The sequence below is a fragment of the Microbacterium sp. X-17 genome, assembly GCF_039615055.1.
Genome location: NZ_JBDHNI010000001.1, coordinates 754,234 through 766,901 on the forward strand (window position 1 = coordinate 754,234; position 12,668 = coordinate 766,901).

The 12,668-nt window shown below is 72.6% G+C and carries 15 protein-coding genes; 4 read left to right on the top strand and 11 right to left on the bottom strand.

Annotated elements, in window-relative coordinates; translation table 11 throughout:
* Positions 1-34: 34 nt before the first annotated feature.
* The 6 genes from ABCS02_RS03665 to paaA are packed head-to-tail and all read right to left on the bottom strand — an operon-like array spanning position 35 to position 4,553.
* Positions 35-805 (bottom strand): enoyl-CoA hydratase-related protein, encoded by a 771-nt coding sequence (locus ABCS02_RS03665; protein WP_345834243.1) that lies wholly within the window; start codon positions 803-805, stop codon positions 35-37.
* Positions 806-832: 27 nt separating this feature from the next.
* Complete coding sequence (gene paaE / locus ABCS02_RS03670) at positions 833-1,921, bottom strand: 1,2-phenylacetyl-CoA epoxidase subunit PaaE (protein WP_345834244.1); 1,089 nt, start codon at positions 1,919-1,921, stop codon at positions 833-835.
* A gap of 10 nt (positions 1,922-1,931) precedes the next feature.
* Positions 1,932-2,417 carry a 1,2-phenylacetyl-CoA epoxidase subunit PaaD gene (paaD, locus tag ABCS02_RS03675; RefSeq protein WP_345835164.1) on the bottom strand — a complete coding sequence of 162 codons (486 nt, stop codon included), beginning with the start codon at positions 2,415-2,417 and terminating at the stop codon, positions 1,932-1,934.
* Positions 2,411-3,268, bottom strand: coding sequence for a 1,2-phenylacetyl-CoA epoxidase subunit PaaC (gene paaC, locus ABCS02_RS03680; RefSeq protein ID WP_345834245.1), 858 nt, complete (start codon positions 3,266-3,268; stop codon positions 2,411-2,413). The genes paaD and paaC overlap by 7 nt, the downstream gene beginning before the upstream one ends.
* Positions 3,265-3,570 carry a 1,2-phenylacetyl-CoA epoxidase subunit PaaB gene (paaB, locus tag ABCS02_RS03685; RefSeq protein WP_345834246.1) on the bottom strand — a complete coding sequence of 102 codons (306 nt, stop codon included), beginning with the start codon at positions 3,568-3,570 and terminating at the stop codon, positions 3,265-3,267. Before paaB ends, paaC begins: the two co-directional genes overlap by 4 nt.
* On the bottom strand, positions 3,567-4,553 hold the full coding sequence (paaA, locus tag ABCS02_RS03690) for a 1,2-phenylacetyl-CoA epoxidase subunit PaaA (RefSeq protein WP_345834247.1): 987 nt from the start codon (positions 4,551-4,553) through the stop codon (positions 3,567-3,569). Before paaA ends, paaB begins: the two co-directional genes overlap by 4 nt.
* A gap of 81 nt (positions 4,554-4,634) precedes the next feature.
* Here paaA and ABCS02_RS03695 point away from each other — a divergent pair, with 81 nt between their 5' ends.
* Entirely contained in the window at positions 4,635-5,237 is a 603-nt protein-coding gene (locus ABCS02_RS03695) for a TetR/AcrR family transcriptional regulator (RefSeq protein WP_345834248.1), read from the top strand.
* Positions 5,238-5,329: 92 nt separating this feature from the next.
* Here ABCS02_RS03695 and paaZ read toward each other — a convergent pair whose 3' ends face one another.
* Positions 5,330-7,381, bottom strand: coding sequence for a phenylacetic acid degradation bifunctional protein PaaZ (gene paaZ, locus ABCS02_RS03700; protein ID WP_345834249.1), 2,052 nt, complete (start codon positions 7,379-7,381; stop codon positions 5,330-5,332).
* A 66-nt stretch (positions 7,382-7,447) separates the two neighbouring features.
* On the opposite strand from paaZ, the gene ABCS02_RS03705 reads away from it, so the two are divergent.
* A complete protein-coding gene (locus ABCS02_RS03705) occupies positions 7,448-7,852 on the top strand; it encodes a hotdog fold thioesterase (RefSeq protein WP_345834250.1) in 405 nt (134 codons plus the stop codon).
* Here the strand turns inward: ABCS02_RS03705 and ABCS02_RS03710 are convergent.
* The 4 genes from ABCS02_RS03710 to ABCS02_RS03725 are packed head-to-tail and all read right to left on the bottom strand — an operon-like array spanning position 7,824 to position 11,950.
* Positions 7,824-8,729 carry a 3-hydroxyacyl-CoA dehydrogenase family protein gene (locus ABCS02_RS03710; RefSeq protein WP_345834251.1) on the bottom strand — a complete coding sequence of 302 codons (906 nt, stop codon included), beginning with the start codon at positions 8,727-8,729 and terminating at the stop codon, positions 7,824-7,826. The genes ABCS02_RS03705 and ABCS02_RS03710 overlap by 29 nt on opposite strands.
* On the bottom strand, positions 8,726-9,469 hold the full coding sequence (locus ABCS02_RS03715) for an enoyl-CoA hydratase/isomerase family protein (protein WP_345834252.1): 744 nt from the start codon (positions 9,467-9,469) through the stop codon (positions 8,726-8,728). Before ABCS02_RS03715 ends, ABCS02_RS03710 begins: the two co-directional genes overlap by 4 nt.
* A complete protein-coding gene (locus ABCS02_RS03720) occupies positions 9,469-10,665 on the bottom strand; it encodes an acetyl-CoA C-acyltransferase (RefSeq protein ID WP_345834253.1) in 1,197 nt (398 codons plus the stop codon). Before ABCS02_RS03720 ends, ABCS02_RS03715 begins: the two co-directional genes overlap by 1 nt.
* 40 nt (positions 10,666-10,705) lie before the next feature.
* Positions 10,706-11,950, bottom strand: a complete 1,245-nt coding sequence (locus tag ABCS02_RS03725) for a low temperature requirement protein A (RefSeq protein WP_345834254.1) — start codon at positions 11,948-11,950, stop codon at positions 10,706-10,708.
* A 333-nt stretch (positions 11,951-12,283) separates the two neighbouring features.
* Between ABCS02_RS03725 and ABCS02_RS03730 the strand changes: the two genes are divergently transcribed.
* Positions 12,284-12,421 carry a hypothetical protein gene (locus ABCS02_RS03730; RefSeq protein WP_345834255.1) on the top strand — a complete coding sequence of 46 codons (138 nt, stop codon included), beginning with the start codon at positions 12,284-12,286 and terminating at the stop codon, positions 12,419-12,421.
* 31 nt (positions 12,422-12,452) lie between these two features.
* Complete coding sequence (locus tag ABCS02_RS03735) at positions 12,453-12,656, top strand: hypothetical protein (protein WP_345834256.1); 204 nt, start codon at positions 12,453-12,455, stop codon at positions 12,654-12,656.
* Positions 12,657-12,668 lie beyond the last annotated feature (12 nt).

Here is a 12,668-nt window from a genome sequence, read left to right on the forward strand (position 1 = left end):
GAGTACGTAGATTCTCTGCGTACTCGCGTGCTTGTCAGTGGCCGTGGAAGGTCGGCGGGCGCTTCTGCTGGAAGGCGGCGAAGCCCTCGTGGTAGTCCTGCGTGTCGCGCAGGGTGCTCTGCGCCTCCGTCTCGGCGGCGACGGACGACCAGAGGTCGAGGTCGCCGTCGCGCAGGCCCGCGACGATGCGCTTGCTCGCCAGGTACGCCTGGGTCGCGCCGCGGGAGGCAGCGGTCGCGGCCTCCGTCGCGGCGGCCTCCACCTCGTCGGCGGGCAGCGCGCGGCTGAACAGCCCGCCCGCCACGGCCTCAGCGCCGGAGATCAGCGTCCCGGAGTAGATCAGGTCGAGCGCGCGGTGCGGGCCGAGGCGCGACACCAGCAGCCAGTGGCCTCCCGAGTCGAGTGCTGCGCCCAGGGCGGCGAACGGCGAGCCGATCTTCGCGTTCTCGGCGACGTACACGACGTCCGTCGCGACCAGGAGGCCCAGGCCGACACCGAGGGCCGCGCCGCGCGCCGCCGCGAAGGTCGGCGCGGGGAACGCGCTCATCCGGCGCAGCAGCGGCGTCACCAGCCCGTCGAGGTAACCGGTCACGTCGTCCGTCGCCGGGTCGACGCCCGCGATATCGCGGCCGGCGCAGAACGAGCGCCCCTCGCCGCGCAGCACCAGCGCGCGCACCCCGGCCGCCTCAGCCTCGGCGTAGGCGGCGTCGAGCGCCCGGAGGTCGTCGGGCCCGAGCGCGTTGAGCCGCTCCGGCGCGTTCAGCGTGACGTGCGCGACGTCGTCCTGGATGGTGAGCTCGATCACTGCGCCTCCTCGGTTGTCGGGAACGACTCAGACGTCATAGTCCACCGCGACCTTCTCGGTGAGCGGATGCGACTGGCAGGTGAGGACGTATCCGGCCTCCAGCTCCTCCGGCTCGAGCGCGTAGTTCTCGGTCATCCGCACGTCGCCGAACAGCAGCCGCGCGCGGCAGGTGCCGCAGACGCCGCCGGTGCAGGCGAACGGCACGTCCGGCCGCACCCGGAGCGCGGCGTTGAGCACCGACTCGTTCGCATCGACCGGCGTGGTCACCGTTGAGGTCTGGCCGTCGAGCGTAAACTCGATCTCCGCCGTCTTCTCACCCTCGTGGACGACGACCGGGTGCCCGACGTCGCCGCGGACCTCGCCGGGCTCGCCGGTCGTGAACAGCTCGAAGTGGACGCGGGACCGCGGCACGTCGTACGTCTCCAGCACGTCGCGGCAGAGCTGCACCAGCTCGAACGGCCCGCACAGGAACCACTCGTCCACGGTGTCCGGCGGCAGCAGCGCGTCGAGGATGGTGCGCAGGCGCTCCTCGTCGATCCGGCCGGAGAGCAGCGGCGCCGAGCGCTGCTCGCGGGAGAGCACGTGGTGCAGGGCGAGCCGCGACGGGTAGCGGTCCTTCAGATCCGCGAGCTCCTCCAGGAACATCACGTCGATCGCCGTGCGGTTCGTGTAGACGAGGCTGAACGAGCTGGTGTCGGAGGCCGCCAGCACGCTGGAGGCCAGCGCCATCAGCGGCGTGATGCCCGACCCGGCCGCGATCCCCGCGACGTGCACGCCGTCGAGCGCGCCGAGGTCGATGGTGAACGTGCCCTGCGGGCTCATCACGTCGATCCGGTCGCCCGTGCGCAGCTCGCTGGTCGCCCAAGTGGAGAACGCGCCGCCCAGGTCGCGCTTGATCGCGACGCTGATCCGGCCGGGCGACGGCGGGCGGCAGATCGAGTAGCTGCGCCGCAACTCCTTGCCGCCGACGGTCGCGCGGAGGGCGACGTGCTGCCCCGGCAGGTAGTCGTACTCCCCGTACAGGTCGTCGGGGACGGCGAACGTCACCTCGACGCTCGCGGCGGTCAGCGGGCGCACCTCTGCGACCGCGAGCGTGTGGAATCGCGCACGCGCCATCAGGGGAACCTCACAGAGCCTTGAAGTGGTCGAACGGCTCGCCGCACTCGTCGCAGACGTAGAGCGCCTTGCACGCAGTGGAGCCGAAGTGGGAGACCTCCCTGGTCTTCAGCGAGCTGCAGTGCGGGCACTTGATCGCGAGCGTGAGCCGGACGGGGCCGGTGCCGGGAGGCGGCGCGATGCCGTAGTCGCGGAGCGCGGCGCGGCCGTGCGCGCTGATCCAGTCAGTCGTCCAGGCCGGGGCGAGCGCGAGGCTCACCCGCACGTCGCTGAAGCCCTCGGCGGCGAGGGCGCGCACGACGTCCTCCCGGATCGTGTCCATCGCCGGGCAGCCGGAGTACGTCGGCGTGAGCACGACCTCCACCCCGGTGTCGGTCACGGTGACCTCCCGCAGCACGCCGAGGTCGTCGAGGTTCAGCACGGGGACCTCCGGGTCGAGCACGGCGGCGGCGGCCGCCCAGGCCCGGCCGGCCTCGGCCGCGTGCCCGGTCACCAGGTCGCTCCGGGGTGCGAGCGCGTGAGCACCTGCATCTCGGCGAGGAGCGGCGCGAGGTGCTCGGAGTGCCGGCCCTCGCGTCCGCCGCCCGCGGCGGTGAAGGTGCTCGGGAGCTCCAGCTCGGCCTCCGCCAGGATCGGCGCGACGGCGGCGTCGAACGCGTCGCGCAGCGTCGACGGCCGCGGGGCGACGCCCTCGAGCCGGTCCATCAGCGGCTCGTCGCGGAACAGCTCCGCGACGTACGGCCACAGGTCGGCGAACGCGGTCAGCGTGCGGCGCCGGGACTCGTCGGTGCCGAGCGCCAGCCGGAGCACCCACTGGTCGGCGTGGTCGCAGTGGTAGGCGACCTCCTTGACCGCCTTGCCCGCGATCGCCGCGAGCACGGCGTCTTCGGAGGCGCGCAGCCGCTCGTAGAGCTCGTAGAGGTAGTGGGCGGCCGCGAACTGCCGCACGATCGTGTGCGCGAAGTCGCCGTTCGGCTGCTCGAAGAGGTGCGCGGACCGGAAGTCCTGCTCGTCGCGCCAGTAGGCCAGGTCGTCCTCCGAGCGCTCCGTGGCGCTGCCGGCGTAGCGGAGCAGGGCGCGGGCGTGGCCGAGCAGGTCGAGGGCGATGTTCGCCAGCGCGACGTCCTCCTCCAGCTCGGGCGCGCGGGAGATCCACCAGCCGAGTCGCTGGGCGAGCACGAGCGAGTCGTCGCCGAGCCAGAGCGCGTACTCGGCGGCGTCGGGGGAGGCCGTGGCCTCGTCGGCGACGAACTCGGCCGACAGGGTCACTGTGCTGAGCTCGACGTGGCCGTGCTCGTCGTGACCGTGTTCGTCGTGACCGTGGCCGTGGGGGTCGTGGTCCGTCACAGGTGCTTCACCCCTTCGCTCTCCGTGTAGTACGTGGCGTGCCGGAAGTTCTTCCCCTCCGGCGAGGTGAAGAACGCGTCCTTGGCGGACGGGTCGCTCGTGGTGATCGCGTCGGAGCGGACCACCCAGATCGAGACGCCCTCGCCGCGCCGGGTGTAGAGGTCGCGGGCGTTGCGCACCGCGAGCTCCTCGTCGGGCGCGTGCAGCGAGCCGACGTGGACGTGGCTGAGGCCGCGGGAGGCGCGCACGAAGACCTCCCACAGCGGCCAGACCTCGTGGGCCGGCTTCTGCTGGGTGCTCATGCGGCGACCTCCTGGTTCCGGGCCTGCTGGGCCTTCTTCTCCGCGTAGGCCGCGGCCGCCTCGCGCACCCAGGCGCCGTCCTCGTGCGCGTCGCGGCGGCGCTGCAGCCGCTGCGCGTTGCACGGGCCGTCGCCGGCGATGACGCGCTGCAGCTCGCTCCAGTCGATCTCGCCGAGGTCGTACGCCTGGCGCTCCTCGTTCCAGCGCAGGTCGGGGTCGGGGAACGTCACGCCGAGCGCCTCGGCCTGCGGCACGAGCATCCCGACGAACCGCTGCCGCAGGTCGTCGTTGGAGAACCGCTTGATCTTCCACGCCATCGAGCGCGCGGAGTTGGGGGAGTCGGCGTCCGGCGGCCCGAACATCATCAGCGACGGCCAGTACCAGCGGTTCACCGCATCCTGCGCCATCCGCTGCTGCTCCGGCGTGCCGCGCATCAGCGTCAGCAGGATCTCGAAGCCCTGGCGCTGGTGGAAGGACTCCTCCTTGCAGATGCGCACCATCGCGCGGCCGTAGGGGGCGTAGGAGCAGCGGCAGAGCGGAACCTGGTTGCAGATGGCCGCACCGTCGACCAGCCAGCCGATCGCGCCGATGTCGGCCCAGCTCAGCGTGGGGTAGTTGAAGATCGAGGAGTACTTGGCGGCGCCGGTGATGAGCTGCTCGGTCATCTCGTCACGGGTGATGCCGAGCGTCTGCGTCGCGGAGTAGAGGTAGAGCCCGTGGCCGGCCTCGTCCTGCACCTTGGCCATCAGGATGGCCTTGCGCTTGAGGCTCGGGGCGCGGCTGATCCAGTTGGCCTCGGGCTGCATGCCGATGATCTCGGAGTGCGCGTGCTGCGACATCTGGCGGATGAGGGTGCGCCGGTAGGCGTCGGGCATCCAGTCGCGCGGCTCGATGCGGGAGTCGGCGGCAATGAGCTGCTCGAAGAGCGCCTCGCCGGCGGCGTCGTCGTCCGTGGGGGTGGTGGCTTCCGTCGTGTTCGCCATTGAACCAAGCTCTCCCATCAATACTTACTGATCGTTCGTTCAGTATATGCGAGGCGGGCGGGTTCATGCCACACTTGCTGGGTGACCGACACCCGGACGGCCGAGCCCCTGCGCCGGGGCCGGCCCGGCTACGACCAGCGCGGCATCCTCGAAGTCGCCGTGGCCGCCTTCAACGAGCACGGCTACGACGCGACCTCCATCGGGATGCTCGCCGAGCGCCTCGGGCTGTCCAAGTCGGCGATCTACCACCACGTCGCCTCCAAGGACGAGCTGCTGGCGCTCGCCCTGGATGAGGCACTCGACGGCCTGGAGGGCGCGCTGCGCTCGGCCGAAGAGACCACCGGGACCGCCGCCGAGCGGCTCGCGCAGGTGCTCCGCGAGGCCGTGCTGGTGCTGGTCGACCGCCTCCCGTACGTCACGCTGCTGCTGCGCGTCCGCGGCAACACCGAGGTGGAGCGGGCCGCGCTGCAGCGCCGGCGCGCCTTCGACCACGCGGTCGCCGCGCTGGTGGCGGAGGCCCGCGACGAGGGCTCGCTGCGGGTGGACGCCGACCCGGCTGTGGTCGCGCGCCTGCTGTTCGGGATGATCAACTCGCTCACGGAGTGGTACGACCCCACAGGGCCGGTCCCGCCCGATGCGCTCGCGGACACCATCCTCGCGCTCGCGATCCGCACCCCCGCCTGACGCCGCACATCCCCATCACCCGCGCCGAGGGGCACGTCGTTGTCGCTTTTCGCGCTCGAAAGTGACAACAACGTGCCCCTCGGCCGCCCGGGTTACTCCTTCGCGACGAGGGTGAGGACGTCGTACGACGCGACGAGCTCGTCCTTCTGGTTGAGGATGCGCGCGTCCCAGCGCACCTCGCCGTACTCGTCCGTCTCGCGCGGCGTGATCTGTTTGGCCGTCAGCGCCACCCGGATGCTGTCGCCGGGGGAGACCGGCGTCAGGAACCGCAGGTTCTCCAGCCCGGAATTGGCGAGAACGGGGCCGGGCGCCGGGTCCACGAACAGGCCGGCCGCCCACGACACGAGCAGGTAGCCGTGCGCGACCCGCCCGGGGAAGAAGGGGTTCGCGGCCGCGGCCTCCTCGTCCATGTGCGCGTAGAACGTGTCGCCGGTGAAGGTGGCGAACGTCTCGATGTCGTCCAGGGTCACGCGGCGCGACTCCGACTGCACCTGGTCGCCGATCCGCAGCGTCGCGAGCGACTTGCGGAACGGGTGCGGGCCCTCGGTCTCGGCCGCGGCGCCCTCGTGCCACACGCCGGTGACGGCCGTGAGGAGGTCGGGGGAGCCCTGGAGGGCCGTGCGCTGCATGTGGTTCAGCACCGCGCGGATGCCGCCCAGCTCCTCGCCGCCGCCGGCGCGGCCGGGGCCGCCGTGGACGAGGTGCGGCATCGGCGAGCCGTGGCCGGTGGAGGTGCGGGCGTCGTCGCGGTCGAGCAGCAGGATGCGGCCGTTGTACGCCGCGGTCGCCATCACCAGCTCGCGGGCGAAGTCCGGGTCGTGCGTGGCCGCGCTGGTCACGAGCGAGCCGCCGCCGAGCGCGACGAGCTGCGCGGCTTCGGTGGCCGAGCCGTAGGGCAGCACGGCCGCGACCGGGCCGAACGCCTCCACGGAGTGCGCCTCCGGGGTGCGGGCGTCGGCGAACCGCAGCACGATCGGGGCGACGAAGGCACCTTCGAGCTCGACGCCGAGACTGCCATCGCCGCGGCGGACGCTCGGCTGGTCGAGGCCCCCGATGGCCAGCTCGCCGCCGGCCTCCACCAGCCGCGCCACCTGGCGGAGCACCTCGGCGCGCTGCTCGCGGGAGGCGAGCGGGCCCATCGTGACGCCCTCCGCGCGCGGGTCGCCGACCACGACACGCTCCTCGATGCGCGACCGCACCGCGGCGAGCAGGTCGTCGACGGACGCGGCCGGGACGATCGCGCGGCGGATGGCCGTGCACTTCTGGCCGGCCTTGGCGGTCAGCTCGACCACGAGCTGCTTGACGTAGGCGTCGAACTCGGGAGTCCCGGGCAGCGCGTCGGGCCCGAGCACCGACGCGTTGATGGAGTCCGTCTCGCTCGTGAACCGCACGCCGCCGGTCTGCACCGAGTCGTGCGAGCGCAGCCGCTCGGCGGTGGAGGCCGACCCGGTGAACGCGACCAGGTCGCCCAGCCGCAGGTGGTCGAACAGCCCGGGCACGCTGCCCGAGACGAGCTGCAGCGACCCCGCGGGCAGCAGCCCGGACTCGACCAGGATGCGCACCATCGCCTCCGCCACGTACGCGGTCGGCGTCGCGGGCTTGGCGAGGGTCGGCATCCCGGCGAGGAACGAGGGCGCGAACTTCTCCAGCAGCCCCCAGACCGGGAAGTTGAACGCGTTGATCTGCACGGCGACGCCGGGGAGCCGGGTGAAGATGTGCTGTCCGAGGAAGGAGCCGTCCTTCGCCAGCGACTCCGCGGGACCGTCCACGATGACGTGCGCGTTCGGGAGCTCGCGACGGCCCTTCGACGAGTAGGTGAACATCGCGCCGATGCCGCCGTCCACGTCGATCCAGGCGTCCGTCCGGGTCGCCCCGGCGCGGGCGGAGAGGTCGTACAGCTCCTGCTTGCGCTCGGTCAGCACCTGCGCCATCCGCTTGAGCAGCATCGCGCGCTGGTGGAAGGTCAGCTCGCCGAGCGAGGCCTGACCGACCGTGCGCGCATACTCGAGCGCGCCCGCGAGGTCGGCGCCCTCCGCGCTGACGCGGGCGACGAGCTCGCCGGTGGAGGCGTCGCGCACCTCCGCGGCGCCCTCGTCGGACGCCGGGCTCCACCACTGATCGCGCAGGTAGCTGGGCAGACTCATGATTCGGTTCCTCCCGGGAGGGTCTGGAGCGACGGCGCTCGGCTGGTTCGGACATAGGCTGGTGCCGTGGCCGATGGAGACTGGACGATCGAGCTCGGCGAGCTCGACGAGAAGATGGGCGTGCGCATCCTGGAGCAATCCGCGGAGCGCGTCGTCGCGACGATGCCGGTGGCGGGCAACCGCCAGTCGTTCGGGCTGTTGCACGGCGGCGCCTCGGTGGCGTTCGCGGAGGCGCTCGGCTCGTGGGCGGCCGTCATCCACGCCGGCCCCGGACGCAGCGCGGTCGGGCTCGACATCAACGCGACGCACCACCGGTCCGCGCGCAGCGGCCTGGTGACCGGCGTCGCGACGGCGATCCGGCTCGGCAGGAAGGTCACCTCGCACGAGGTCGTCCTGACCGACGAGGAGGGCAACCGGCTCTGCACCGTGCGCATCACGAACCTCATCGTGGAGGCTCCGGAGCGCGCGTGAGCGGTGCCCCGCCCGCCGCCTCGTTGCCGCTCCAGTCGTAGAACCCGCGCCCGGACTTGCGGCCGAGCAGGCCGTCGGCGACCATGCGGCGCAGCAGCGCGGGAGGCTCGAACCGCGGCCCCAGCTCGCTCGCGAGGTACTCCGCGATGTCGAGCCGCACGTCCAGCCCGACGATGTCGGTGAGCCGCAACGGCCCGACCGGGTGCTTGTAGCCGAGGGTCATCGCGGTGTCGATGGCCTCGGGGGACGCGACGCCCTCCTCGACCATCCGCACGGCCTCCAGCCCGAGCAGCACCCCGAGGCGGGACGACGCGAAGCCGGGGGAGTCGCGGACCACGATCGGCGTCTTACCGAGCGCCTCCACCCAGCCGGTCGCGAGGTCGACGGTGCTCGGCGCGGTCGCCTGCCCGGCCACGACCTCCACCAGGGAGGAGGCCGGGACGGGGTTGAAGAAGTGCATGCCGAGGAAGCCGCCCGGCCGCGTCAGCACCTCGGCGAGGCTGTCGATGGACAGCGAGGAGGTGTTGCTCGCCAGGACGGCGTCGGGCTCCAGGAGCTCCTCGGCGCGGCGGAGGGCGTCATACTTGAGCTCGGGGAGCTCGGGCACGGCCTCCACGACGAGGGCGGCGCCGCGCAGCGCGTCCCAGGAGGTCGTCTCGAGCAGCCGCTCGGGCGCTGGGGCCGTGGCGCCGCGGCGCACGCTGCCGTCGATCGCGGCCTCCACGCGCTCGCGGGCCGAGGATGCCGACGCGGCGTCGCGCTCCACCACGGCGACCCGGGCGCCCGCCATCAGGAACGCGTGCGCGATGCCCGCACCCATCCGGCCGCCGCCGATCACGCCTACTTGCTCCGGCACGCTGTTCGTCCGGTCGCTCATCGCCGCCTCCGCTCCAGGAACTCGGTCATCCTGCGCTGCTTCTCCGGCGACTCGAACAGCACGGCCTGCGCCTCCCGCTCGGCCCGGGGATGGTCGCCGAGCGGCGCGCGCAGGACCCGCTTGGTGTACTGGGTCGCCAGCGGGTCGTTCTTCGCGATCCGGTCGGCGAGGGCGTGCGCGCCGGCGAGCAACTCGCCCGGCGCGAACAGGTCGCTCACCAGCCCGGCGGCCAGCGCCTCCTCACCGTTCAGCACGCGCCCGGCCATCGTGATCTCGGCGGCGAGCGGCTCGCCGACCAGCTGCGGCAGCCGCCAGAGCGCGCCGGCCGCGGCGATGATCCCGAGCGACGTCTCCGGGTTGCCGATCCGCAGCCGCGGGGTGCCGAGCCGGAAGTCCGCCGCGTAGGCGAGCTCGGCGCCGCCGCCCAGCGCGTAGCCGTCGAGCGCGGCGATCACCGGCATGGGCAGCTCCGCGATGCGGAGGAAGATCGTCGCGTTGATCGCGCGGCGCGCGTCGGCCGTGGTGCGCTCCCGCAGCTCGGCGATGTCCGCGCCGGAGGCGAACACGCCCTCCGAGCCGGTGAGGATGAGGATGCGCGGGTCGCGCTCCAGCTCCTCGCACAGGGCGTGCAGCTCGTCCACCATCCGCTGGTCGATGGCGTTGCGGACCTCGGGCCGGTTGAGCGTCGCGACCACGCGGTCGGCGCTCTCGGCGATCAGCAGCGTCGTCGGCGCCGTCATCACAGCGCCTCCACGATCAGGGCGGCGCCCTGGCCGACGCCGACGCACATCGTCGCCAACCCGTACCGGGACCGCTCGCGCTCCATCCGGCCGAGCAGCGTCACCAGGATGCGCGCGCCGCTCGACCCCAGCGCGTGCCCGAGCGCGATCGCGCCGCCGTCGGCGTTCACCCGCGCCCGGCCGCTGTCGTCGTCCAGCCCCAGCCGGCGCATGCACGCGATGGCCTGCGCGGCGAACGCCTCGTTGAGCTCGATGCTGCCGATGTCGCCGAGCTCCAGGCCGGCGCGGTCGAGCGCGCGGTTGGTCGCGGGGACCGGGCCGAGCCCCATCACCTCGGGCGCGACGCCGGCGCTCGCCGAGGCGACGATCCTGGCGCGCGGGCGGAGGCCGTAGCGCTGCACGGCGTCGCCGCTGGCGACCACGATCGCGGACGCGCCGTCGTTCAGCGGCGACGAGTTGCCCGCTGTGACGACGCCGCCTCCCGCGACGACCGGCCGCAGCGCCGCGAGGGCGGCAGCATCGGTGTCGCGGCGGATGCTCTCATCGGCCGTGACCTCCCCGGCGGGGGTCGTGACCGGGACGATCTCCTCGGCGAAGCGCCCCGCGTCGGTCGCCGCCGCGGCGCGCCGGTGGCTCTCCAGCGCGAACGCGTCGGCCTCCTCCCGGCTGATCCCGTCGAGGCGCGCGACCTCCTCCGCGGTCTCCGGCATGGAGTAGGTGGCCTTGTCGCGCTCCAGGAACCGCGGGTTGGTGAACCGCCAGCCGATGGAGGTGTCGAACTGCGCACCCGGCTTCGCCCACGGCCGCGCCGGCTTGGCCTGCACCCAGGGCGCCCGCGTCATCGACTCGACGCCGCCCGCCACGATCAGGTCGGCGTCGCCCGCGCGGATCGCCTGACCGGCGAGCGTGACGGCGCTGAGGCCGGACGCGCACAGCCGGTTGACGGTGACGCCGGGGACGCTGTCCGGGAGGCCGGCCAGCAGCGCGGCCATGCGGGCCACGTTCCGGTTGTCCTCGCCGGCCTGGTTCGCGGCTCCGAGCATGACGTCGTCGAGCGTCGAGCCGTCCACTCCTGCGCGGCGCACGGCCTCGCCCACGACGAGGGCGGCGAGATCGTCGGGCCGGATGCCCGCCAATGCTCCGCCGTAGCGTCCGACCGCCGTGCGCACACCGCCGACGAGGTAGGCCTCCGCCATCGCAACTCCTTCGAATGCGAATTACCGAACGAACGTTCAGCTAGTAAATAGTCGCAGAACCCCGACCCGCGAGCAACCGCCGTGACCGCGAGGCGAGCTCTGCCGACGCCACCACCACCCCCAGAATCACCACCGCGCAGCCGATCGCCGCCGCGGCCGGCAGCCACAGCGCCGCGACCGCGAGCGCCGCGGACAGTCCGACCGCCGGCGTCGCCCAGCGCAGCACGACCCGCCACGGGTCGCCGTAGCGTCGCGCGATGACCGCGTTGGTCAGGTAGAACAGCGCGATCCCGCCGCCGAGCGACACCGCCAGCGCCGGCGGCAGCGGCTCGCCCGGGTGCGCGATCCCCTCGGCGAGCGCGCCGGACAGCGCGGTGACCCCCGCCAGCAGCAGGAACGGCAGGAACGCGACCGTGTCCCGGATCGTGCGCACGTCGCCGGCCTCCAGCAGCCGCTCCAGCCCGCTCGCCATCACATCCACGCCGTAGAGGAAGAACGACCACGCCAGCCCGGCGGTCAGCAGCAGCCCGAGCACGCCGACGAGCCCGGCGGCGAGGGTCCAGGCGCCGGGCACCGCGTCCACGATGCTCAGCACCGACTCGCCGAGCACGATGATGACGAGCAGCCCGAACCGCTCCGACAGGTGCTCGACGTTCAGCCGGTCGAGCGCGATCGCCGCCCAGCTGCCGGAGGTCGCGGTCAGCAGCACGACCTCCAGGACGATCGCGACCGCCCACAGCACGTAGTTCGCCGGGGCGGGGAGGGCGATGGAGACCAGCCAGAGCACGGCGGTCAGTCCGTTGTAGACGAGGATGCGAACCCGCGAGGCCGTCCCGTTCGACCAGGAGAAGCCGATCCACACCACCAGCAGCAGCACCCGCAGCACTGCGTTGCCGGCCGCGAACAGCCAGGCCCGGTCGCCGACCGCCTCCGGCGCCGCGACCGCAAGCGCGCCGACAGCGAACATCGCGATCAGCATCACGATCGACAGCCGCCGCGCGCTGAGCTGCGGCGACACATCCACGACGAAGGTCAGGTTGACCCACGACCACCAGACCGACGCGAACAGGGCGACGAAGATCGCGAGCGTCCCGAACGACGGCTCGGTGTGCAGCCCGTGGGCGAGCTGCCCGACCAGCGCGACGAACACGAGGTCGAAGAACAGCTCCATCCAGTGCGCCCGCGACGGGTCCCGGTCGCCGGTGACGGGGAGGCGGGGGAGGGAGGCGGCCATGGCGCGAGCGTAGCGCCGGGCGGGGTTGCGCGGCAGGGTGGGGCGAGCCATGTCACTAATGCAAGCATTGACATCTGACATTGAGCATTGCTCTCATGGAATCGTGTGGTCACCGATCACCTGACTCGAAGGAGAGAACAGATGTCTGTTGCAACTCGCGCGAAAGCGCGCGCCAGCACGCCGAGACGCTCCTCGCGGATGCCTTCGCGGGGCCGGTGACGGTCATGGGAGGCCTGCGACTGGACCCCGAGCGCGGTCGCCTGGCAGGCCGACGAATCGACGCGAATCCTGCGGGTGCCGGCATCGGCCGGTCAAGGGGTGATGGAGCAGTCCTCGGTGTCCGTCATGTTCGATCCAGCTGGTGACGTAGTCGGCTTCACGCAGATGACGTTCACACCTGTGGACGACCGTTCGGGCCGGGTCCAATCCTGGATCGATGGGGTCCCGAGCGTCGACCAGGTCGTCGCCGCCCAGGCCGACCCGGAGCCCACTCCCGATCAGTTGCGGAGCCGGGAACGGTGAGCTTCTGCATCACCACCGCGAATCTGAACTCGTGACGCGCACGCCTCGCCGAGCGTCGGGCTCCATCCCCGTGGCCGTGCTCTGCGTCCTCGCAGCGGGCACGCTCGCCATCGGACAGGTGCCGGCTCTGGCGTCGACGGCAGCCGTATTCTGGCTCGGTGGCCTCGTCCTCGTGACGGTGGCCCTCATCATCGGCCTCGCTCGCCGCCGGCGGTCGCGGGACAGCAGAGGCTGACCGACGGCAAAG